Here is a 22,592-nt window from a genome sequence, read left to right as displayed (position 1 = left end):
TATTGATCAACGAAAATCTTGCCGCCGTAGCGAAGCGGCCATACGATCGTATTAAACAACAAGATTGGGGAGAGCGCGATGAAGATCAAATCGCCAGAAAAGCACGGCTTTGATGCGAGCCGACTGAACTTCATCGATGCGTTCCTGAGGGAACGCTACATCGACTCGGGCCGGCTGCCGCACGCCCAACTCTTGATCAGCCGCGACGGCGAGGTCGTCCACTTCAGCAGCCAGGGCGTGGCGCGCGAGGGTTCGGACAAGGCGATCGACGAAGGCTCGATCTTCCGCATCGCCAGCATGACCAAGCCGGTCACCTCTGTCGCCTTCATGATGCTGGTCGAGCAGGGCAAGGTCGCGGTGGACACGCCCGTCAGCCACGTCCTTCCCGAGTTCAAGGGCGTCGGCGTCCATGCCGGCGGCGGTGGCGACGCGCCGTTCATGACCAAGCCGACGGCCGAGCCGATGCGCATGCTGGACCTGCTGCGCCACACCTCGGGCCTGACCTACGGTTTCCAGAACCGCACCAATGTCGACGCCGCCTATCGCAAGGGAAAGATCGAGGAGTGGCATGGCGCCTACGATCTGGACGGTTTCATCGGCGAACTGGGTAAGCTGCCGCTGGAGTTCTCGCCGGGCGAGGCCTGGAACTATTCGGTGTCGACCGACGTGCTGGGCGCGGTGATCCAGCGCGTGTCGGGCATGCCGCTGGACGAGTTCTTCGCCGAAAACATCTTCAAGCCGCTGAAGATGCACGACACCGGCTTCGTCGTGCCGGAGGACAAGCGTGATCGCCTGACCGACTGCTGGGTCTGGAAAGGACCCGACCAGCCGCGCGGCATGCTGGATCGCGCCGAGGAAAGCGCCTGGGCAAAGCCGCCCAAGCTGCTGTCGGGCGGGGGCGGCCTGGTGTCGACCGCCCTGGACTATCATCGCTTCTGCCAGATGTGCGCCAATGGCGGCGAGCTCGACGGCGTGCGTCTGCTGGGCCGCAAGACGCTGGAGCTGATGACCCTGAACCACCTGCCGGGCAAGTCGGACCTGTCGACCCTGTCGCGGTCGCTGTTCAGCGAGACCCAGAACGGCGGCACGGGTTTTGGCCTCGGCTTCGCCGTGACCCAGGATCCCACCAGGGCGATGATCCCAGGTTCGGTCGGCGAATATTATTGGGGCGGAATGTTCTCGACCTCGTTCTTCATCGATCCGGTCGAGAAGCTGCACGCGGTGTTCATGACGCAGATGAGCCCATCATGGATCTATCCCATCCGCCGGGAGCTTAAGACGCTGATCTACTCGGCGCTCACCTGATTACTCCGCCGCATAGACCAGTGGGTGCGTATGGGCCCACAGGTGGGCGCGGTAGGTGTCGAAGCACTGCTCGCCGCAGATCAGGCGCATGATCGCGCCCTCGGCGATGTGGCGGGCCCGCGACGGATCCTCCGACACCAGCGGGACGAGGGCCTCGGCGTTCCAGGCCTTGGAGTGCTCGATGTCCAGCTGGGCGTGCAGGGCGAAATACTTGCGGGCCTCGGGTGAGACGCCGTTGCGCTTGAGGCCCGCATCGACGCAGGCCACGCGCGTGGGAGCGGTCAGCTCGACCACGCCCAGGGCGCCGATCGACTGCCAGACATAACGGCGGGTCGTGGCGAAGGCGGTCATGACATTGGCCAGGCACAACGACTGCCACAGGGTGCTGTCGATAGTCGGCGTCAGGCCTAGGGTTTCTGTCGTCTTGGTCAGCATCGGTCCGTGCATGCCCTTGGCGCTGCCGCGGCCCATTTCGTCCCAGTAGTTGCGGGCCAGTTCGAGCTTGGCGCGGTCGGGAACCTTGACCTGGGTCATGGCGACCAGGTCGTCGAAGCCGGCCTCGCCAGCCGCCTCCTGGGTCAGGAACCACTTGAGATCCTCCAACGAGGCCTCGCCTTCCAGCCAGTCGAACAGCGGGTCCCATTGGCCGGGGCCATGCTCCTTCAGCGCCTCGAACCAGGCGATGAAGCCGTCGGCGTCCGTCGGGACGTCCTCGACCAGCGGCGCGACGTGGGCGCGGAAACCCTCGATGAACGCGCCTTCGATCCGGCGCATCCTGATCTCTTGATCGAGCTCTTCTCGCCAACGATCGGAGGGCGCGGTCGGCGCCAGGCGCTCGTGGTTCCAGTGCGCCAAGCCGCGATGCAGGGCTTCGGCGTCGGGAAACTGCGGGCTGAAAGCGCCCAGGCGTGAAAGACGTTCGCCACCGTACACGGATGACCTCCTCATGACGCCCCGCCGAGGGGCGGGGTGGGAAGGCAAACGGCGGGTAGGCGATAGCGTTCCTATGTCGGCGAAGCGACGCGCTATACGGTCAAGTCTTTGATTGGCGTAGGGTTCAGTCGGCCGGCGTGAGCGAGATGTCGACCATGATCTCGCCGGAGATGGCTTCAAGCGCCGCCTGGACGGCTTCGGCCTTCAGCGAAGGCGGCAGCCGCAGGCGGGCGTCCATATGGAATAGCGGGCCGCCGGAGTGGGGCTCGACGCTCAGGCGGGTGTTGAAGGCTTCGATATTGGCGTCCAGGCCGCTCAGCACGCCGGTCACCTGGTGGACGATGCCCGGTCGGTCGCCGCCGACCAGGCTGAAGCGGACAACCTCGCCCTCGGTGCTGGCGCTCTCGATGGTTGGAGCGATGCGGACCTCAAGGCCCTCGGCGTCGACCGCGCTAACGGCCTCGCGCAAGGCGTCGGTCCGATCCGCGTCCAGCTCGACCAGCACCGAGCCGACATAGAGGCCTCCCAGCTGGCTGAGGTGGCTCTCCAGCCAGTTGCCGCTGGCCGACAGCACCGCGCGCGCCAGCGCCTGGGTGAGGCCGGGACGGTCGCTGCCGATGACGCTCAGGATCAAGGTGGCCATGGATCACTCTTCCGAAAAGACGGGTGCGAACGAGCCACGCGCGTCCGCGTCCGTCAATCGCCAAGCCGCGTCCACCGCGCCGGTCTATCGGACCCCGAAGGCCGCCATGAAGGTGCTGACGGCCGCCTCGACCTCGGCGTTGACCTCGTCGGGCGTGGGCTGGCCGATATAGTTGACCAGGCGGGCCTTCAGCATGCGATTCTGGCACAGGCCGATGAACTGATGGCCGGCGGCGATCGGGTCGGCGACGTCGATCCGACCCTCCTGTTTCATCCGCGCCAGGAAGCCGCCCAGCAGACGTGCGCCGCGCAGCGGGCCGGCCTCGTAGAAGGTGCGCCCCAGGTCCGGTGAGCGTTCGGCCGCCATGGCGATCAGGCGGAAGTGGCGCATGTTGCGGTCGGACATGACGTTGGTGACATAGCGCCGGCCCAGGCGGGTCAGCGCCGCGCGCAAGTCCCCGACCTCGTCATCCAGCAACTGGAACATCTCCGCGCCCTGCCAGCCGCAATAACGCTCGATATGGGCCTGGAAGATCTCTTCCTTGCTCTTGAAGTAGTTGTAGAGGGTGCTTTTCGAACCGCCGACCTTGGCCGCGATGGTCGACATCGAGGCGGCGTCGAAACCTTCCTGCAGGAACACCTCGGCGGCGACGTCGAGGATCGCTTCGCGACGGGCGTCTCGGTCCAGTTTCGGTTTGGCGTCGATCATCGAATTTCTTTCCGACCGTACGGTACGGTCGCCTTGACTGTAGCGCAAGAGAGGCCTACTTGCACCCTTGCATATGACTATACCGTACGGTCACATCAAGGCGCCTGCCCATGCCGACCCTCTCTCCGCGTAGCGTTCCTTTCTTCGCCGCCGCCAGCGCCCTGGTGTTGGCGGCCTGCGCCAGCCTGCCGCCGACCCAGGGCGCGCGGGTGGCCAAGGCCCCGCAAGCCTACGAAACCGCCCAGACCCTCGCGGCCCCGACCGCCGACTGGCCCGCCGACGCTTGGTGGACGGCCTATGGCGACGCCCAGCTGAACGCCTTGGAAGACGAGGCCCTGAAGGGCTCGCCGACACTGGCCGCCGCCGAGGCCCGCCTGCGCCGCGCCCAGTCGCTGGTCGCCCAGGCCAAGTCCGCCGACCTGCCGCAGGTCTCGCTGGGCGCCTCTGCCGCCGAGAGCAAGCAGAGCTACAACGCCGGCATCCCGCCCGCCTTCGTGCCGCAAGGCTATAACGACATTGGCCGCATGGCCCTCGACTTCAGCTGGGAGCTGGACTTCTGGGGCAAGAACCGCGCGGCCGTCGCCGCCGCGACCTCGGAAGCCAAGGCCGTCCAGGCCGACGCCGCCCAGGCCCGCCTGACCCTGTCGACCGCCATCGCCTCGACCTATGCCGAGCTGTCGCGCCTTTACGCCCAGCGGGACGTGGCCGAGCAGGCCGTGCGCCTGCGCCAGCAGACCAGCGACCTGGTGTCCAAGCGCGTGGCCAACGGCCTCGACACCAAGGCCGAGAGCGAGCAGGCCGCGGCCGGGCCGCCGGCCTCCAAGGCCGAACTGTCGGCTATCGATGAACAGATCGCCCTGACCCGCAACGCCCTGGCCGCCCTGGTCGGCGCGGGGCCTGATCGTGGCCTCGCCATCGCCCGTCCGGCCAACGCAACGATCAAGCCGTTCGGCCTGCCAGAAAACCTGCCGGCCAACCTGATCGGCCGCCGCCCCGACGTGGTCGCCGCCAAGTGGCGCGCCGAGGCCGCGACCGCGCGCACCAGGCAGGCCAAGGCCGCTTTTTATCCCGATATCAACCTGACCGGCTTCGTCGGCGTGCAGTCGCTGTATCTCGACAAGCTGTTCTCCAGCGGCTCGGACATCGGCCAGGTCGGGCCCGCCCTGCGCCTGCCGATCTTCGAAGGCGGTCGCCTGCGCGCCGGGCTCCGGGGCGCCGAGGCCGATCGTGACGCCGCCGTCGCCAGCTATGACGGCGCCCTGACCCAGGCCCTGCGCGAGGTGGCCGATGTCACCGCCAGCGAGAAGGCCCTGGCCTCGCGCCTGACGGACGCCCGCGCGGCGTTGACCGCCAACGAGAACGCCTACCGCATCGCCCGACTGCGCTACGAAGGCCAGCTGTCGACCTACCAGTCGGTACTGTTGGCCGAGCAGTCGGTCCTGGCCCAGCGCCGGGTCGTCGCCGACCTGGAAAGCCGCGCCTTCGCCCTCGACATCGCCCTGATCCGCGCCCTCGGCGGCGGCTTCACCGGCGCCTGAACTCCGATCAACACAGCCTTCGCTTCCTAGGACTTGCACCTATGTCCGATCAACAACCCGCATCGAATGGCCAGGCCGTCGCCAACACTAAGCGTCGCCGCCAACTGACCCTGCTTGCCGGCGTCGTCGCCGTCGGCGTGGTCGCCTATGGCGCCTGGTGGCTGGCCTTCGACAGCCACTATGTCGAGACCGACGACGCCTATGTTGGGGCCGAGACCGCCCAGGTCACCGCCCTGTCGCCAGGCCCGGTGGCCAAGATCTTCGTGGTCGAGACCCAGGCCGTGAAGGCCGGCGACCCGCTGGTCGTGATCGACGACGCCGACGCCCGCATCGCCGTCGCCCAGGCTGAAGCCGCTCTTGGCCAGGCCGAGCGCAAGGTGAAGGGCTACTTCGCCAGCGACACGGCCCTGGCCGGTCAGTTCGAGGCGCGCCAGGCCGACGTGGCCCGCGCCGACGCTCAGATCACCGCCGCCCGGTCCGACGTCGAGCGCGCCCGCGTCGACCTCTCGCGTCGCCAGGCGCTGGTGGGCGAGGGCGCCGTCTCGGGCGACGAACTGACGACGGCCCAGAACCGCCTGCAGAACGCCCAGGCCGCGCTGAACGTCGCCCAGGCCGGTCGCGCCCAGGCGCTGGCCAGCCGCGACGCCGCCATTGGCGCCCGTGAGGTCAACACCGCGCTGATCTCAGGCGTCTCGGTCACCGAGAACCCGGAAGTGAAGGCCGCCCAGGCTCGTCTGGACGCCGCCCGTCTGACCCTGGCCCGCACCGTGGTCCGCGCCCCGACCGACGGCATCGTCGCCCGCAAGTCGGTGCAGGTCGGCCAGCAGGTCGCCATGGGCACGCCGATGATGGCCGTGGTGCCCACGACCCAGGCCTATGTCGACGCCAACTTCAAGGAAGTGCAGCTGGACAAGGTGGTCCCCGGCCAGCCGGTGATCCTGACCTCCGACCTCTACGGCGGCGGCGTGAAGTTCCACGGCAAGGTGCGCGGATTGGCCGGCGGCACCGGCTCGGCCTTCTCGCTGATCCCGGCCCAGAACGCATCGGGCAACTGGATCAAGGTGGTCCAGCGCGTGCCTGTCCGCATCGTCCTGGACCCTGCCGACCTCGCCAAGCACCCGCTGCGCGTGGGCCTGTCGATGAAGGCCAAGATCGACGTCGCGAAGTAGTCGGCAGCGTACTCGAGGAGCCGCCCCATGGCGTCCGAACAATCCCAGGCGGCCGGTCCGCCGCCGATGACCGGGATCCTCCTGGCCGTCACCTCGATCGCGCTGGCGCTGGGCACCTTCATGCAGGTGCTGGACAGCACCATCGCCAATGTCTCGATTCCAACCATCGCCGGCAATCTCGGCGTCAGCTCCAGCCAGGGCACGTGGGTGATCACCGCCTTCGCCGTGGCCAACGGCGTCTCTGTGCCGCTGACTGGCTGGCTGATGGGCCGCTATGGTGTTGTGAAGACCTTCGTGGTCTCGGTGATCCTGTTCACTCTCGCCTCGCTGCTGTGCGGCCTATCCTGGAACCTGGAATCCCTGATCCTGTTCCGGATCCTGCAAGGCGCGGTGTCGGGGCCGATGATCCCCGGCTCGCAAGCCCTGCTGATCATGATCTTTCCGCCCAACAAGCGCGGCACGGCCCTGGCCATCTGGTCGATGACCACCCTGGTGGCCCCGATCTGCGGGCCAATCCTGGGCGGCTACATCTCCGATAACATCTCGTGGCCGTGGATCTTCCTGATCAACGTGCCCGTCGGGATCCTGTGCGCCGTCATCTGTTGGCGAAACATGGCCAGCCGCGAGACGCCCACCCGCAAGCTGCCGATCGACCGCACCGGCTTCATGCTGCTGCTGATCTGGGTCGGCGCGCTGCAAGTGATGCTGGACACCGGCAAGGAAGCCGACTGGTTCTCCTCGCCGGCCATCGTGGTCGAGCTGGTCCTGGCGATCATCTTCTTCATCGCCTGGGTGATCTGGGAGCTGAACGAGAAGCACCCGATCGTCGACCTGTCGCTGTTCCGCTCCAGTAATTTCACGATCGGCACCATCGCCTTCTGTCTCGGCTACGCCGTGTTCTTCGGCAACAACCTGCTGCTGCCGCTGTGGCTGCAGACCCAGATGGGCTATATCGCCACCTGGGCCGGACTGGTGGCCGCGCCGAGCGGCGTGGTCGCGGTGCTGCTGACGCCGTTCGCGGCGCGGATCATGACCAAGGTCGACGCTCGCTGGACGGCCAGCCTGTCGCTGGCGGCGTTCGGCCTCTCGTTCTTCATGCGCTCGGGTTACAACTCACAGGCCGACTTCTGGTCCCTGGTCATGCCGATGCTCGTTCAGGGCGTGGCGATGAGCACCTTCTTCATCTCGATGGTGACCATCTCGCTGAACGGCATCCCGCCGCAGCAGACGCCGCAGGCTTCGGGACTGTCGAACTTCTCGCGGATCACCGCGGGCAGCTTCGCCGCCTCGCTGGCCACGACGATCTGGGACCGGGGCGAGGCCGTGCACCAGACCCGCCTGGCCGAGACGATGAGCTCGGGCAGCCCGGCCTGGATCGATGCGGTGAACAAGCTGCAGGCGGCGGGCATGACCCACCTGCAGGCGGTCGGGGCGGTGACCCAGCAGGTGGTCAACCAGGCCTATCTGCTGGCGGCGCTGGACTTCTTCCGCGTCTCGGCCTGGCTGTGCGTTATCCTGATCCCGCTGATCTGGCTGACCCGCAAGGCCAAGAGCGGCGGTGGTCCAGTCGCCGCCGATTAGGATGTATCTTTCATAATGTGAGATTGACTCCTATAGAATGGAATGGCGGGGTGTTGATCCGAAACGGTCGACGCCCCATCGTTCAACCGCGGTCCACCGCGGACAAAGCGTTCTGGGAGTAAACGATGCGACGCGCGCTTCTGGCCGGTCTGGCCACCCTTGTCCTGGCCCCCGTCGTTCTATCTGGGCCGGCCCTGGCCCAGCCCATCGATCGCCACGCGCTCGTCAGTCGCCACGACGTCAAGCTGACCAAGGTCGACCCGTCGGCGCCCCTGATGGTTGGCAATGGCCAGATCGGCTTCACCGCCGACATCACTGGGCTGCAGACGTTCCCGGAAGCCTATTCCAAGATCGCGCCGCTGCTGACCGAAGCCCAGTGGGCCTGGCACGCCTTCCCGAACCCGAACAAATACACCTACGCTGATGGCACGACGCTGATCGACGTGCGCGGGACCAAGCAGCCCTACGCCTACATGAAGGACTGGAACGAGGCCGAGAGCCGTCCGGCCCTGGCTTACCTACGTGAAAACCCGCATCGCTTCTCGTTGGGCCGCGTGGCCCTGGACCTGCGCGACAAGGCGGGCAAGCCGGCGAAGTTCGAGGACCTGACCGGGACCGAGCAGACGCTGGACCTGTGGAGCGGCGTCCTGACCAGCCGCTTTGTCTATGACGGCGAGGCCGTGACGGTTCGCACGCGGGTGCATCCGACCCTGGACATGATCGTGGTCGAGGTGGACTCCGCGCTGGTCGAGCAAGGGCGCTTGAAGTTCTCGGTGAAGTTCCCGGGCGTCTCGAAGGCCCTGAACCCGGATCCGTCCGACTGGAGCCATCCGGAGTTGCACACCACCAAGGTGACCGGGGAGGGCGCCTCGCGTCTGGACGTTTCGCGTCAGCTGGACGCCACCAAGTACTTCGCTGCCCTTCAGGCCGATCGCGCCGTCGACTTCACCGCCGCCGGCCCCCACGCCTTCGTCGTCGCGCCCAAGGCCAAGGGCCGGACGCTGGGCCTGGAGGTCGCCTTCTCGCGCGCCGCCGTGGCGAAGCTGCCGACCGTGTCGGTCGCCGACCAGGCCACGCGCGCGCATTGGAAATCCTATTGGACCCAAGGCGCCGCTGTCGACTTCTCGGGCAGCACCGACCCCCGCGCCGCCGAACTGGAGCGCCGCGTGGTGCTGTCACAGTACCTGATGGCCCTGAACGGCGCCGGCGAGGTCCCGCCGCAGGAGGAGGGCCTGTTCTCCAACAGCTGGAACGGCAAGTTCCACCTCGAGATGCACCCATGGCACGCCGGCCACTTCGCCCTGTGGAACAAGCCGGAGTACCTCGAGCGCAGCCTGCCCTGGTACGTAGGCCATCTGAAGGACGCCAAGGCCCGCGCCGCCAGTCACGGCCTGAAGGGCGCCTGGTGGCCCAAGATGGTTGGCCCCGACGGCGTCGACAGCCCCAGCAAGGTCTCGCCCTTCATCATGTGGCAGCAGCCGCATCCGATCTGGATGTCCGAGCTGATCTGGCGCGACAAGCCGACCAAGGCCACCCTGGCCAAATACGGCCAACTGGTTTCCGAGACCGCCGACCTGCTGGCCAGCTTCCCGCACCGCGACGATAAGGGCCGCTTTGTGATGGGCCCGCCGATCATCCCGGTGCAGGAGAACTACGACCCGCTGACCACCTTTAACCCGGCCTTCGAGCTGGAATACTATCGCTGGGGTCTGGAGACCGCGCAGCAGTGGCGGCTCCGCCAAGGCCTGACGCGCAAGCCCCAGTGGGACGCGGTGATCAAGGGGCTGGCCCCGCTGGCGACCAAGGACGGCCTGTACCTGCCCACCGAGTCCACGCCCGACTTCTGGGACGTGGCCAAGAGCAAGGACTGCTCCAAGCACGCCGTCGGCGAGCAGTGCATGAACCGCGACCACCCTTCGTTCCTTATGGCCTATGGCCTGATCCCTGGGAAGGTCGATCCGGAGACCATGCGGCGCACCCTGCGGGCCGTGGAGAGCGATTGGGACCTGCGCCAGACCTGGGGCTGGGACTATCCGATGGTGGCCATGACCGCCGCCCGCCTGAACGAGCCCGACAAGGCCGTCGACTGGCTGTTCTTCGACGCCAAGAACAACAAGTTCGGCGTCTCGGGCATGACGCCGCGCGTCCACCTCGACGCCCATGCCCAGGCCTTCCTGGCCACGGCCAAGGACGGCGAGCCGGTCGGCCCCGACGGCCCAGGCTATACCCGCGCGGCCGAGACCTATTTTCCGTCGAACGGTTCGCTGCTGGCGGCCGTGGCGATGATGGCGGGCGGCTGGGACGGCTCCAACGGACCCGCGCCGGGCTTTCCGAAGAACGGCAAATGGACCGTCCGCGCCGAGGGCTTCAAGCCGATTCCCTAGCCGCCCAACGGTCGTCGAATGTAGTCCTCATCGGGAGCCGCCGAAGGGTAGGGCGACTTCCGTAGCGTCATCTTTTTGAGTTCGACAACGCTATCATTCGCCGCGAGGCTCAACTGGTAACTCCAGTAAATACTTGAGAAAAAACAAGTGGTTGGCTGGCCATTTGCCCGGCTTTTACACCTCACTTAATTAGCCGGTTTCAGCGAAATCGCGACAAATTGGTAAGACCAGAGTTGCGCATTTCCGCATCGGTGTTACAAGATATGGATAGATATCCCACATTCTGAGAAATGTGGTTAGTGAAGACACCGGTGTCACACGCCGGTTGGGGAGAAACACAGGATGATTTTGAGCACCTTCAAAGCGCGTCTGCTCGTCTCGTGCGCGGCTCTGGCTGTCGCTAGCCTTGCCAGCGCTGGCGCCGCCCTGGCCCAGACCGCCGCTCCCGCCGCCGGGGAAGACACCCAGGTCGAAGAAGTCATCGTCAGCGGCTACCGCTCCAGCCTGAGCAAGGCCCTGGGCGCCAAGCGCACCAGCATCGGCGCGATCGACGCCATCCTGGCCGAGGATATCGCCGCCTTCCCCGACCAGAACCTGGCCGAAGCCATCCAGCGCCTGCCGGGCGTGACCATCGACCGCGTCGGCGGCGAGGGGCGCCAGATCTCGGTGCGCGGCCTGAACGCCGACTTTACCCGCGTGCGCATCAACGGCGTGGAAGCCATCGCCACGGGCGGCGGCAACCGCAGCCGCGGCTTCGACTTCAACGTCTTCGCCTCGGAACTCTTCAGCGGCATCACGGTGCGCAAGACCCAGTCGGCTGACGTCGCCGAAGGTTCGCTGGGCGCCACGGTCGACCTGCAGAGCGGCCGTCCGTTCGACTACACCGGCTTCAAGGCCGCCGCCTCGGCCGAGGGCAGTCTGAACAGCATCACCGACCGCATCCTGCCGCGCGCGGCGGGCCTGCTCAGCTGGTCCAACCCTGACAAGACCTTTGGCGTGCTGGCCTCGGTGGCCTATTCGAAGCGCCAGCCGGTGGCCGAGGGTTTCAACACCACGCGTTGGCAAGGCGCCGACGCCAGCGATAACTTCGCCAGCTGCTCCAAGTGCGCGACGCCGGAAGAGCTGGCCAAGGTCCAGAACGCCTTCTATCCGCGCATCCCGCGCTACACCGCCTCGAAGATCGACTCCGAGCGCCTGGGTGTCACCTTCGCGACCCAGTGGCGCCCGAACGACAAGTCGGAACTGTCGCTGGACGTCCTGTACTCGGACCTGAACCAGTTCACCGAGAGCCCGAACCTGGAGGCCATCTCCTTCAGCCGCTCGAATGCGGCCGGCGTCGGCTCGACCATCGTCCGCGACTACGCGCTGAACGACCGCAACACCTTCACCTACGGCGTGTTCGACCAGGTCGACGTGCGCTCGGAGAACGGCTCTCAGCGCGACCACACGACCTTTACCCAGGTGACCCTGGCCGGAAAGTACGAGTTCACCGACCGCCTGCGCGGCCAGGCCCGCCTCGGCGTGGCCAACTCGGACTACCGCATGCCCGAGCAGATCTCGTTCCAGCTCGATCGCAACAACGTCAACGGCTACACCTATGACGCCCGCGCCAATGACCGCACGCCGATCATCACCTACGGCTTCGATGTCGCCAATCCGGACCTCTACACCCTGACCGAGATGCGTTCGGCGGTGCAGACCTCGCTGAACATCACCCGCACCGCCAGCGGCAGCCTGGAGTTCGACGTCGACGAGCACCTGAAGCTGCGTGGCGGCCTCGACGCCCAGCAGTACGTGGTCAAGTACCGTGGCGCGAGCCGCAATCAGGTCCTGACCGGCACGAACCAGATCGTCGGCGTCGGCGGCTTCTCGAAGGTCGTCTCGTTCGGCCGCGACTTCCCGTTCCCGGGCGGTGACCGCAAATACGTGGTGGCCGACATCGACAAGGCCCTGGCGCGCACCAACCTGCTGAACTTCCCGCTGATCGTGCAGCAGGGCGACACCCGTGACGTCGAGGAAAAGGATCTGTCGGGCTTCGGCCAGGCGGTCGTCGACGCCACCGTGTTCGGCGGCAAGCCGCTGCGCGCCGACTTCGGCTTCCGCGTGGCCAACACCAAGGTCACCTCGCAGGGCTTCATCGGCTCGGGCGTCTATCTCACGGCCAAGAACGACTACACCGACGTCCTGCCGTCGATGAACGTCACGCTGGAGCCGCGCGACAACTTCATCCTGCGTGGCGGCATCGCCAAGGTCATGGCTCGTCCGACCCTGGGCAGCCTGACGCCCGGCGGTTCGGTCGGCGCGACCACGCGCACGGTAAGCTTCGGCAATCCGGACCTGGAGCCGTTCCGCGCCACCAACTTCGACCTGGCGGCCGAATGGTATTTCGCCTCGGAATCCCTGATCGGCGTGGCGGTCTTCTACAAGAAGATCGACAGCTTCATCGCCAGCCAGACCACGCGCGCCGTCTATAGCTCGCTGGGCCTGCCGGCCAGCCTGCTCAGCACCAGCGCCGGCGTCACGGTCAACGACATCTTCGACGTGACCAACCCCTACAACGGCGAAGGCGGCTGGCTGAAGGGCGTCGAGTTCCAGTACCAGCAGCCGTTCAACTTCCTGCCCGACTACCTGCGTGGCTTCGGCTTCATCGGCAACTTCACCTATGTCGACTCAGAGGTGAACTACGGCACCAAGGCCGCGCCGAAGCTGAACAAGCTGACCGGCCAATCGAAGACCACGGCCAACGCCACGCTGTACTTCGAACGCGGCAAGTTCAGCGCCCGCACGTCGCTGGCCCGTCGTTCGGGTTTCCTGACCCAGTTCCCGGGCTCGAACGGCAACAGCGAGCACGGCACCCACGGCAGCACGTACTACGACTTCTCGTCGAGCTATAAGCTGCGCGACAATCTCGTGATCACGCTGGAAGGCATCAACCTGGGCGACAAGTTCACCGACGCCTATGTCGACACCGCCGACCGCGTCAGCGACTACCGCCACACCGGCCGCGAGATCCTGCTGGGCGTGCGCTGGACGTACTGATCTTTCTTCTCGACTAGGTCCTCCCCTGGGGCTCGGCGTGATCCATTCCTCGCGCCGAGCCCATCTTTTCCGGAGAGTAGTGACGTGATCGCTCGCAGAACCGTTCTTGGCCTGGCCGCGGCGGCCCTGGCGACGCCCGTCCTGGCCCAGCAGCCGGCGACCCCGCCGGCGGCGACGACCGCCCCGAAAGACTGGATCGATCCCAAGACCGGCCACCGCATCGTGCGGCTGTCGGAGGAGGGCGGAAGCAAGAACCTCTATTTCCACCAGCACGGCTACACCCCCCAGGGCGACCGGCTGGCGATCACCACGCCGTCGGGCATCGCGCTGGTCGATCTCGCGACCTTCAAGCTGACCACGCTGCCGAAGACCAAGGACGCGGACCTGCTGTTCTTCCCGCGCAACTCGCGGCGGCTCTACTACTCGGTCACGGCGCCAGGTGAAGGCCAGCCGACCGATCGTCCCAAGACCATCTACGCCCTCGACATCGATAGCGGCAAAGCCAAGGTCGTGGCCAAGCTGGCCCAAGGCGGCATCACCTCGATCAACGCCGACGAGACCCTGCTGCTGGGCGTGGTGACCTATGGCGGCAAGCCGCTGCAGCCCAAGACCGCCGACGACCTCAAGCGCTTTGGCCAGGCCGAATACGCGGCCAACGGCCCGGACGGCAAGCCGCTGTCCTTCGCCAAGGCCAAGGGCGTGCGGATGACCGAGCGTTTCGAGACGCCGACCCCGATGGAGATCTTCACGATCGACCTGAAGACCGGCGAGCGCAAGGTGATCCATGCCTCGGACAAGTGGCTGGGCCACGCCCAGTTCTCGCCGGCCGATCCGGCCCAGGTGATGTTCTGCCACGAGGGGCCCTGGCACCGGGTGGACCGCATCTGGACCATCCGCACCGACGGCACGGGCCTGACCAAGATCCATACCCGGACCATGAACTTCGAGATCGCCGGCCACGAGTTCTTCTCGGCCGACGGCAAGTGGGTCTGGTACGACCTGCAGACGCCGCGCGGCCAGGTGTTCTGGATCGCCGGCCACGAGCTAGCGACCGGCAAGAAGCTGTATCGCCGGGTCGAGCAGAACGAGTGGTCGGTGCACTACAACGTCGCCAAGGACGGTGTGCTGTTCGCCGGCGACGGCGGTGACGCCGACATGGTCGCCCATGCGCCCGATGGCAAATGGCTCTACGCCTTCCGTCCGGAGACGATCCGCGACGCGGCGCTGCCTTACTACACCGACGACCTGATCACCGTGGACAAGATGGCCAGCGAGCGGCTGGTCGACATGTCGGCCCACGACTACCGTCTGGAGCCGAACCTGACTTTCACGCCCGACCAGAAGTGGATCGTCTTCACGTCGAACATGCACGGGGCCAACCACGTCTACGCCGTCGAGGTCGCCAAGGCGGGCGCCTGATCTAAGGGAGCGGGAATGAGCGGTATCCGTCGAAGCGTCGGACGGGTGGCTAGTGGTCTGGCCCTGGTTCTGGTCGCGGGCCTGAGCTGCGGCGGGGCCCTGGCCCAGACCGCGCCGGCGGCGGTCGGCGGACCCCGTCCCAACCTCGTCGACAACATCGATCGGCCGATCCGCTACCGGCCCGACGGCGGCGACTTCGTCATCGAGAACGGCGTCGAGACCTTCAACCGCCCGCTCTATGGCGGCGACACGGCCTTCCGCGTGGACGGCGGCGATAAGCCCGAGTTCGTGCTCTACCTGCCGGGACGCGGCGGCAATCTGCGGCTGGGCCTGGTCGGTCCGGCCGGCGCGCGCTGGCTGCACGAGGCGGCCAGGATCACCACCCGTTATCGGCCCGGCGAGCTGATCTACGAGATCCGTGACCCGCTGCTGGGCGATGGCGTGCTGCGTGTCGAGGCGGTGGCCTACGCCGTCACCGAGGGCCTGTCGCTGCGGATCGACGGCACGGGCCTGCCGCCCGGTCTGGAGCTGGTCTGGGCGTTCGGCGGGATCACCGGCCAGCGCGGTGCGCGGGATGGCGACATCGGCACCGAGAAGGTTCCGATTTCGGAGTGGTTCCAGTTCAAGCCGGCCTTCGCCGAGACCAACCGTGTCACCCTGAGCGATGACGGCTTCAAGCTGACCGCGCCCCAGGCGGTGATCCTCGGCGGCGCCAGTGGGCCGGCACGCTTCCAGCGGGGCGAGGCGGACGCCTGGAACGACCTCCCGCGCCTGTTGGCCGGCGGTGCGGCGGAGCAGGGCGCCGTCGCCGTCGGCCGCGCGGCCCTGGCCTCGAACACGCCGCTGACCCTGTCTCTGCAGCGCGTCGATCCGGGCGTCGCCGACGACCTGGCCGACTACAAGGCCGTGCGCGCCGCTCGGCCCGAGGACAAGCTCGCGCCCGCCAACCGACCGCCGGCCTTCGCCAAGGCCGAGCTGCCCGCGCGGTTCGAAGAGGCCCGTCGTCACTTCCAGGCGCTACGCGAGCAGGTGCGGGTCGAGACGCCCGATCCCTACATCAACGCCGCCATGGCCGCCCTGAACGTCGGGGCCGAGGCCACCTGGGACGGGCCACAGCAGGCCGTCATGCACGGCGCGGTCGCCTGGCGCACCAAGCTGCTAGGCTGGCGCGGGCCGTACTGGCTGGACGCCCTGGGCCGCGCCGATCGCGCCGACCGCCACTTCCGCGACTGGGCCAGAGGCCAGAACGTCTCGCCCATACCCGCGACGATCCCGCCGGCCGACGAGGACGCCAACCTGGCGCGGGCCGAGAAGGCGCTGCACTCGAACGGCGACCTGTCGAATTCCCACTACGACATGAACACGGTCTATATCGACGCGCTGTTCCGGCATCTGGAATGGTCCGGCGATCTGAAGCTGGCTCGCGACCTGTGGCCGACCATCACCCGGCACCTGGCCTGGGAGAAGCGATTGTTCCGCCGCGAATACGGCCCCCGCAAGCTGCCGCTTTACGAGGCCTATGCCGCGATCTGGGCCAGCGACCACCTCTCGTACAATGGCGGCGGCGCGACCCATTCATCGGCCTACCAGGCCTATCACAACCGCATGGCGGCCAAGGTCGCGCGGCTGATCGGCGAGGATGCGGCGCCCTACGACCGCGAGGCCGACGCCATCCAGGAGGCCATGCGCGCCCTGTTGTGGATGCCGGGCGAGGGCGCCTTCGCCGAGTACAAGGACCTGATGGGCGAGCAGCGCCTGCATCCGGCCTTCGGCCTGTGGACCTACTACCACACGATCGATTCCGAGATCGTCCCGCCGGCCGACGCCTGGCGGATGTCGGACGCCCTGAAGCGGTTGCCGCGCATTCCGATCAAGGGACCGGGCGTGCCGGACGACGCGTCGTACGGCCTCTACGCCACGACCGACTGGCTGCCCTACGCCTGGTCGATCAACAACGTCGTCACCCAGGAGAACCTGCATACGGCCTTGGCGCTGTGGCGGGCTGGGCGGCGCGACGAGGCCTTCCGCCTGACCAAGAGCGGTCTGCTGGCCAGCATGTTCATGGGTATCTCGCCCGGCAACATGGGCACCTTGGCCTGGCCCGATGTCTATCGCCGGGAGTCGCAGCGCGATTTCGCCGACAGCGCCGGCGTGACCGCGCGGACCATGGTCGAGGGACTGTTCGGGCTGCATCCCGACGCGCTGGCCGGGACGCTGACGATCCGTCCGGGTTTCCCGGCCAGCTGGGATCACGCGTCGATCGCTCATCCGGCCTTCGCTTATGACTTCAAGCGCCAGGGCGATGAAGATCGCTGGACGTTGAAGCCGGGCGACCGCCGCTTCAAGGCCGTGGTCCTGCGCTTGCCGGCGCCGCGCGAGGGCGTGGCCAGCGTCGAGATCAGCGGCGCGAAGGCGGCCTGGCAATCGGCGCCCGATGCCATCGGCGGTCCGGCCATCGAGATCACCGCGCCGGGCGACAAGGTCGTCCAGGTCGTCGTGCGCTGGAGCGGCGCGGCTGTCGCCAGTCCCGCGAGCGCGCCGGCGCAGAGCTTCCAGCGTGTGTCCCGCAACGGTCTGACCTGGCTGGCGCCGGTCGCTGGGCCGGCTGTAGCGAAACCGACGCCGCCCGTGGCTCCGGCCGTGGCCGGGCGTATGGATCCCGTGACCGTGGCCTTCAACGACCGCGTCACGGCGATCTACGCCAAGAACAAGTACCGCTCGCCCCGGCCGCGCGGCCCTTCGCTCAGCGTGCCGGCCCAAGGCCTGGGCGGCTGGGCCGGGCACGTGAACCAGATGGCCAAGATCGACGACGCGGGACTGCGCCGCGTCGCGGCCGGGCAGGGCGACCAGATCACGACGCCCTCGGGCGTGGTCTTTCGCACGCCGGGCGCGGCCGACGTTCCGAACATCGTCTTCACCTCGCTGTGGGACAACTATCCCGAGCAGGCCGTCACGCCGCTGACCGGCAAGGCCTCTCGAGTCCACCTTTTGATGGCCGGCTCGACCAATCCGATGCAGAGCCGCTTCGACAACGGCGAGGTGGTGGTGACCTATCAGGACGGGACCACGGCCCGGCTGGCGCTGCGCAATCCCGATACCTGGTGGCCGATCGAGGAGGACTTCTTCCTCGACGACTACCAGTTCCGCGTCGAGACCCCGCCGCCCACGCGGGTGGACCTGGCGACTGGCCAGGTGCGGGTGCTGGATGCGGCGACCTTCAAGGGCCAGGGCCGCGAGGTCCCCGGAGGGGCGGCCACGGTGCTGTCTCTGGCGCTGGACCCCCGCAAGCCGCTGCGTGACCTGACGGTGCGCACAACGGCCAACGAGGTGGTGATCGGCCTGATGGCCGTCACCCTGGAGCGGCCGAACTAGAGACCGGTCACGCCGGTCGAGGCGGCGACCTCGGGCGGCTTGCCGTCCAGGGTGTCGATCTTGCTGTGCGTGAAGGTCCAGTCCTTGGCGTTGGCGATGCGACCGCCGGCCTGCACGTCCAGGTCGAGGTTGTCGAACGCGAAGCGCTCCAACGGCAGGTCGGGGAAGGCCGCGACCTCGAAGCCGGTCTTGGCGCCGATGGCCTTGATGTCCTTGATCCGCACGTCGCTGAGACGGCAACGGCCCTGTTCCGGCGCCACGTGCTGGGTCATCACCCTCCAGTACGGCGGCACGTCGGTCATGCCCGCCGGGATCTCGGCGTAGCTATAGCTGGGGTTCCAGTTCAGGTTCACCCGCAGGACGGTCGGCACGTCGTGCAGCCGCATGCCGGCGATGTCGATGTCCTTGACCGTCCCGCCGCGCGTGTGGGCCGACTTGAACAGGATGCCGACCGGGGTCGGGTGATAGACGGTCAGACCCGAGACCTTGATGTCGTGGAAGCCGCCCGAGGTTTCGCTACCGAAGGTGATCCCGGCGGAGGCGTCGCGGATCACGCAGTCGCGGATGGTGACGTTGTAGGTCGGCCGATTCACGCGCAAGCCGTCGGCGTCGCGGCCGGCCTTCAGGCATAGGGCGTCGTCGTTGCAGGCCACGTCGATCCGCTCGACCAGCACGTCGTGCGAGGAGTCGATGTCGACACCATCGGTCGAGGGACCACGGCCGCCCTCGTTGTTGCGGATTTCAAGATCGGCCACGTGGATGTCGTGCGAATAGCAGACATGCACGGTCCAGAAGCCGGCGCGGCGCAGGCGCGGGCCGGCCAGCTCGATCTTCTCGCTGTCGAACACCTGGATCAGGCGCGGGCGCTTGCAGTCGTAGTCGGCGGCCCAGCGCAGGCCCTTGGGGTCGTACCGGCGGCGCAGCGCCCAGTAGCTGTCCCAGAACACCTTGCCGTCGCCGTCGATGGTCCCGTCGCCGACGATGCGGACGTTCTTCTGCTTGTAGACGTTCACTAGCGCCGCCGGCCAGGTCAGCTCGATGCCGGCCACGCGGGTCGGGATCTCGGGATAGTCGGCCAAATTCCGCGAGCCGAGCAGGGTCACGCCCTTGTCTAGCCGCAGGGTGACGCCCGACTTCAGGAAGATCGAGCCGGTGCGGTAGACGCCGGGTTTCAGGGCCACGGTCGCGCCGGTCTTGGCGGCTTCGTCGATGGCGGCCTGGATGGCCTTGGTGTTCAGCGTCTTGCCGTCGCCGACCGCGCCATGGGCGTTGGCCAGGATCGCCTTGCCGGCGGCCAAGGCCAGAGAAGGCGTCGAGGCGGCCACGAGGCCGAGCTGGAGGAGGGTGCGTCGCTGCATGATGGGCCTCAATGCGCCGGGTTGAAGTCGGGCTTCTGGGCGAACACGTAGGTCTCCCAGTCGGCGCGCGAGTGGAAGTCCAGGCCTTTGTCCCAGGCCGCGCCCATGTAGTAGACGAACGGCTTGCCGGGCGTGACCTTGACCAGCACCAGCCAGTCGCTGTCGGTCTCGACGACGTCGACGATCTGGCTTGGATCGATCAGAAGCGACACGCCCATCGTTCCCTTGTCGGGATCGGTGACATCCCAGAACGAGAAGACACCCTTGGCCTTGTCGGCGCGCAGGTCGCCGGCCTGCTTGGCGGTCGGAGCCTTGGTGACGCCGATGGCGACGGTGATCGGACCCTTGGCGTTGGAGCCGAAGGTGGAGACCAGGCGGGTAAAGTTCGTGCCCATCGGCAGGGTGAAGGTCCGGCTTTCCCAGACTTCACGCTTTTCACCCACCTTCCAGGGGGCGTAGCTAACCTTGAACGACGCCGCGTCCGGGCCGTTCTTCAGGATCTTGTAGTCCTTCCAGTTGCGCGACACCCACAGCTTGCCGCCGTCCCAGACGCCCAGACCGCCAGCGCCGCGCCAGGTCTTGACGTTGTAATAGTCGATGCCTTCGCCGTGATAGGCATGCTGGTCGCCGGTCCGTAGCTGGCGGGTCATGAAGGGGTAGCGGACGCTCTTGCCCCAGGCGTCGATGCCCGAGGTCGAGGGCGGCTCGTACTGCTCAAGCGCCGGGCCGTAGATGCGGTGGGCCGTGCGGTCGTTCTCCCACAGGATGTCGTCATAACGCTCGGGCGCATAACGCACCGTGGCGCGGGGAGCCTCCTGGCCGGCCGGCGGCGGGGCCATGCGGAAGATCATCTTCGGCGGTGTCGGCTGGCCCGGCGCGGCGGGCGGGACTTGAGCGGGCGCCAGGCCGGGGCCTTCGATCGTCGGATCATAGGCGAGGGCGGCGACGGCCCTCATCTCGGTGGCGTGGCGGGCTTCTTCCTCCGGACCGCGCACCGTGCGCGGCACGGCCGGAGTCGGGCTGGTGGCGGCGACGAAGGCGGACGCGTCCGGCGCGGGCTCGGCGAGGGGCAGGGCGGTGACCGGCTTGCCGAGATTCATGACCTCCAGGCCGGCCAGCAGGAAGGCGCCGGCGCCATAGGGGCCGATGTCGTCCGGGGCCGTGGTGACGGGCTGGTCGCCGGTCTTCTGCACCGCGCCCAGCATGCCATTGGGCAGCACCTGGGCCTCCAGGCCCTTCCAACCCTTCACAACCACCGGCAGGTAGGTCGCCCGGTCCAGGACGCCGTGATTGATCCCCCAGGCCAGGGCGTAGACGAAGAAGGCCGAACCCGAGGTCTCGGCTTCCGGGAAGCGGTCCGGCTGCAGCAGGCTGGACGACCACAGGCCGTCGGCGCGCTGCAGGCCGGCGATGCGCTTGGCCATCGACTGGAAGATGGTGACGTAGCGCGGCCGCTGGATGTAGTCAGCCGGCATCGCCTCCAGCACCCGGGCCATGCCGCCCATCACCCAGCCGTTGCCGCGCGACCAGAACAGCTTGCGGCCCTGTTCGTCGCGTCGTTCGATGAAGCGCTCGTCGCGATAGTAGAGGCTCTCGTCCGGATCATAGAGGCGGGCGAAGGTGCGCCACCACTGGGTGTCCATGGCCTTGAGGTACTTGGCGTCGCCGGTCTGGGCGCTCATCCGGGCCAGGACGGGCGGGGCCATGAACAGGGCGTCGCTCCACCACCAGACCAGATGTTCGGGGATGGGCTGGCGGGTCAGGTGCGGCAGGGCCCAGTCCAGGCGCTGGCGCAGGGGCATGATCACGCCTTCCTGGCGGCGCCGGGCGTAGAGCTCCTCATAGAGGTCGCCGATCGCCATTTCGTCGGCGTTCAGCATGGCCTTGCCTGACTTGGCCCCGCGCAGGGCGTAGTTGTAGTGCTCGGCGGCGTCGGTCAGGAACTTCAGGGTTTCTTTGTCCTGGGTCACGCGGGCCAGGCGCGCGGCGCCGATATAATAGGTGGCCGAGACCCAGTTGGACGAGATCTCGCGCACCGCGCCGCCGGTGGTCAGCGGAATCGGCTCGGCGCGCATGGCCTTCATCTGGGCGGAATTGGCGCGGTTCAATGTGGCCAGGACCGCGTCGGCGGAGGGCAGAGCCTCCTGTTTCGCCGAGGCGGCCTTGGGCTGGCCGGCCGGCGCGGCGGAGGCGATCGCGCCCGTCGTCAGCGCCGTCCCGGCGAGCGCGAGGGCGACAAGAGTGCGGTGGTTGGAGACGACTCGAAACATCCGTGATTTCCTCCGCCCAATGCCACTGCAACCGGTGTCATTGTCATTATGTGGAAGCTTGTGCCACAAAGTGGAACGGCTGAAAAGGTGATCGGGGAGGATCATATGACGCTCAAGTGGAGCCGACGCGAAGCGCTGGCGGCGGCCGCCGCGCTGCCGGTGCTCGGCCTGGCGACGACCGCCTCGGCCGGAAAGAAGCCGAAGGACCAGGCGGTGTGGACCTTCGACAACCTCACCAAGATTGGCGGTGTTCCGGCCCATGCCGAGGGTGCGCCCAAGATCATCGACAGCCCGGTTGGCAAGGCGATCCAGTTCGATGGCGTCCAGGACGTGCTGTTCGTCGAGCAACATCCGCTGGCCGGCGCCGAGACCTGGACCTTCGAGGCCGTGTTCCGTCCCGATGGCGGCGCCGAGGCCCAGCGCTGGTTCCACCTGCAGGAGATGGCGCCCGAAGGCGCGCCGCCCTCGACCACCCGCTTCCTGTTCGAGATCCGAACCGTCGGGACCGAATGGTGGCTGGACGCCTTCGTCACCGGTCCCGGCTACAAACACACCCTGATCTTCCCGGAGAAGCGTTTCCCGGTCGGCCAATGGTTCCACGTCGCCCAGAGCTACGACGGCAAGATGTATCGCGCCTATGTCAACGGCGTGCCGCAGGGGGAGGCCGAGATCGCCTTCAAGCCGCAGGGCGAGGGCCGCGCCTCGATCGGGGCGCGGATGAACAAGGTCGACTTCTTCAAGGGCGCGATCCGCGAGGCCCGCTTCACTCGCCACTTCCTGGAGCCGAAGCGTTTCACGGGCCTGCGCTAGCAACCTTTCGAAAGGTCACGGGAAGCTGCGCCAGGTTGCGAGGCGCGGCGGACGGGAAATAAG

Annotated in this window: 14 protein-coding genes; 9 read left to right on the top strand and 5 right to left on the bottom strand. The window is 67.3% G+C overall.

Annotated features, from left to right (window positions below; translation table 11 throughout):
* Nucleotides 1-78: 78 nt before the first annotated feature.
* Complete coding sequence (locus ACW173_RS20665) at nt 79-1,305, top strand: serine hydrolase domain-containing protein (protein ID WP_492081938.1); 1,227 nt, start codon at nt 79-81, stop codon at nt 1,303-1,305.
* Here the strand turns inward: ACW173_RS20665 and ACW173_RS20660 are convergent, their stop codons facing one another.
* From ACW173_RS20660 to ACW173_RS20650, 3 genes are all read right to left on the bottom strand, one after another.
* On the bottom strand, nt 1,306-2,238 hold the full coding sequence (locus ACW173_RS20660; RefSeq protein ID WP_492081937.1) for an iron-containing redox enzyme family protein: 933 nt from the start codon (nt 2,236-2,238) through the stop codon (nt 1,306-1,308).
* A gap of 124 nt (nt 2,239-2,362) precedes the next feature.
* Nucleotides 2,363-2,881, bottom strand: a complete 519-nt coding sequence (locus ACW173_RS20655) for a glycine cleavage system transcriptional repressor (protein WP_492081936.1) — start codon at nt 2,879-2,881, stop codon at nt 2,363-2,365.
* Nucleotides 2,882-2,965: 84 nt separating this feature from the next.
* Nucleotides 2,966-3,589 carry a TetR/AcrR family transcriptional regulator gene (locus ACW173_RS20650; RefSeq protein ID WP_492081935.1) on the bottom strand — a complete coding sequence of 208 codons (624 nt, stop codon included), beginning with the start codon at nt 3,587-3,589 and terminating at the stop codon, nt 2,966-2,968.
* A gap of 110 nt (nt 3,590-3,699) precedes the next feature.
* On the opposite strand from ACW173_RS20650, the gene ACW173_RS20645 reads away from it, so the two are divergent.
* The 7 genes from ACW173_RS20645 (at nt 3,700) to ACW173_RS20615 (ending at nt 18,091) form a co-directional block, all read left to right on the top strand.
* Nucleotides 3,700-5,127, top strand: coding sequence for an efflux transporter outer membrane subunit (locus tag ACW173_RS20645; RefSeq protein ID WP_492081934.1), 1,428 nt, complete (start codon nt 3,700-3,702; stop codon nt 5,125-5,127).
* Between the two features lie 41 nt (nt 5,128-5,168).
* On the top strand, nt 5,169-6,296 hold the full coding sequence (locus ACW173_RS20640) for an HlyD family secretion protein (protein ID WP_492081933.1): 1,128 nt from the start codon (nt 5,169-5,171) through the stop codon (nt 6,294-6,296).
* Between the two features lie 27 nt (nt 6,297-6,323).
* Entirely contained in the window at nt 6,324-7,877 is a 1,554-nt protein-coding gene (locus ACW173_RS20635; protein ID WP_492081932.1) for a DHA2 family efflux MFS transporter permease subunit, read from the top strand.
* A gap of 125 nt (nt 7,878-8,002) precedes the next feature.
* Nucleotides 8,003-10,261 carry a hypothetical protein gene (locus ACW173_RS20630; RefSeq protein ID WP_492081931.1) on the top strand — a complete coding sequence of 753 codons (2,259 nt, stop codon included), beginning with the start codon at nt 8,003-8,005 and terminating at the stop codon, nt 10,259-10,261.
* 342 nt (nt 10,262-10,603) lie between these two features.
* A complete protein-coding gene (locus ACW173_RS20625) occupies nt 10,604-13,300 on the top strand; it encodes a TonB-dependent receptor (protein ID WP_492081930.1) in 2,697 nt (898 codons plus the stop codon).
* 84 nt (nt 13,301-13,384) lie between these two features.
* Entirely contained in the window at nt 13,385-14,719 is a 1,335-nt protein-coding gene (locus ACW173_RS20620) for an oligogalacturonate lyase family protein (protein ID WP_492081929.1), read from the top strand.
* A gap of 15 nt (nt 14,720-14,734) precedes the next feature.
* A complete protein-coding gene (locus ACW173_RS20615; protein WP_492081928.1) occupies nt 14,735-18,091 on the top strand; it encodes a DUF4450 domain-containing protein in 3,357 nt (1,118 codons plus the stop codon).
* Here ACW173_RS20615 and ACW173_RS20610 read toward each other — a convergent pair.
* Both ACW173_RS20610 and ACW173_RS20605 read right to left on the bottom strand, forming a co-directional pair.
* The gene (locus ACW173_RS20610; protein WP_492081927.1) at nt 18,088-19,449 is read right to left on the bottom strand and encodes a glycoside hydrolase family 28 protein; all 1,362 of its coding nucleotides are present in this window, start codon (nt 19,447-19,449) and stop codon (nt 18,088-18,090) included. The genes ACW173_RS20615 and ACW173_RS20610 overlap by 4 nt on opposite strands.
* 8 nt (nt 19,450-19,457) lie before the next feature.
* Nucleotides 19,458-21,719, bottom strand: a complete 2,262-nt coding sequence (locus ACW173_RS20605; protein WP_492081926.1) for a glycoside hydrolase family 88 protein — start codon at nt 21,717-21,719, stop codon at nt 19,458-19,460.
* Between the two features lie 105 nt (nt 21,720-21,824).
* On the opposite strand from ACW173_RS20605, the gene ACW173_RS20600 reads away from it, so the two are divergent.
* Nucleotides 21,825-22,529 (top strand): LamG-like jellyroll fold domain-containing protein, encoded by a 705-nt coding sequence (locus ACW173_RS20600; protein ID WP_492081925.1) that lies wholly within the window; start codon nt 21,825-21,827, stop codon nt 22,527-22,529.
* Nucleotides 22,530-22,592: the final 63 nt, after the last annotated feature.

This window comes from Caulobacter sp. ALps2 (assembly GCF_058681635.1).
Note: the sequence above shows the minus strand (reverse complement) of the source record. Positions and strands in the feature narration are given on the sequence as shown.

What these genes read in the sequence shown, in the direction of transcription:
- ACW173_RS20665 (WP_492081938.1), top strand. Translation starts at nt 79, where the DNA reads ATGAAGATCAAATCGCCAGAAAAGCACGGCTTTGATGCGAGCCGACTG.
- ACW173_RS20655 (WP_492081936.1), bottom strand. Translation starts at nt 2,881, where the DNA reads ATGGCCACCTTGATCCTGAGCGTCATCGGCAGCGACCGTCCCGGCCTC.
- ACW173_RS20650 (WP_492081935.1), bottom strand. Translation starts at nt 3,589, where the DNA reads ATGATCGACGCCAAACCGAAACTGGACCGAGACGCCCGTCGCGAAGCG.
- ACW173_RS20645 (WP_492081934.1), top strand. Translation starts at nt 3,700, where the DNA reads ATGCCGACCCTCTCTCCGCGTAGCGTTCCTTTCTTCGCCGCCGCCAGC.
- ACW173_RS20640 (WP_492081933.1), top strand. Translation starts at nt 5,169, where the DNA reads ATGTCCGATCAACAACCCGCATCGAATGGCCAGGCCGTCGCCAACACT.
- ACW173_RS20635 (WP_492081932.1), top strand. Translation starts at nt 6,324, where the DNA reads ATGGCGTCCGAACAATCCCAGGCGGCCGGTCCGCCGCCGATGACCGGG.
- ACW173_RS20630 (WP_492081931.1), top strand. Translation starts at nt 8,003, where the DNA reads ATGCGACGCGCGCTTCTGGCCGGTCTGGCCACCCTTGTCCTGGCCCCC.
- ACW173_RS20625 (WP_492081930.1), top strand. Translation starts at nt 10,604, where the DNA reads ATGATTTTGAGCACCTTCAAAGCGCGTCTGCTCGTCTCGTGCGCGGCT.
- ACW173_RS20615 (WP_492081928.1), top strand. Translation starts at nt 14,735, where the DNA reads ATGAGCGGTATCCGTCGAAGCGTCGGACGGGTGGCTAGTGGTCTGGCC.
- ACW173_RS20610 (WP_492081927.1), bottom strand. Translation starts at nt 19,449, where the DNA reads ATGCAGCGACGCACCCTCCTCCAGCTCGGCCTCGTGGCCGCCTCGACG.
- ACW173_RS20605 (WP_492081926.1), bottom strand. Translation starts at nt 21,719, where the DNA reads ATGTTTCGAGTCGTCTCCAACCACCGCACTCTTGTCGCCCTCGCGCTC.
- ACW173_RS20600 (WP_492081925.1), top strand. Translation starts at nt 21,825, where the DNA reads ATGACGCTCAAGTGGAGCCGACGCGAAGCGCTGGCGGCGGCCGCCGCG.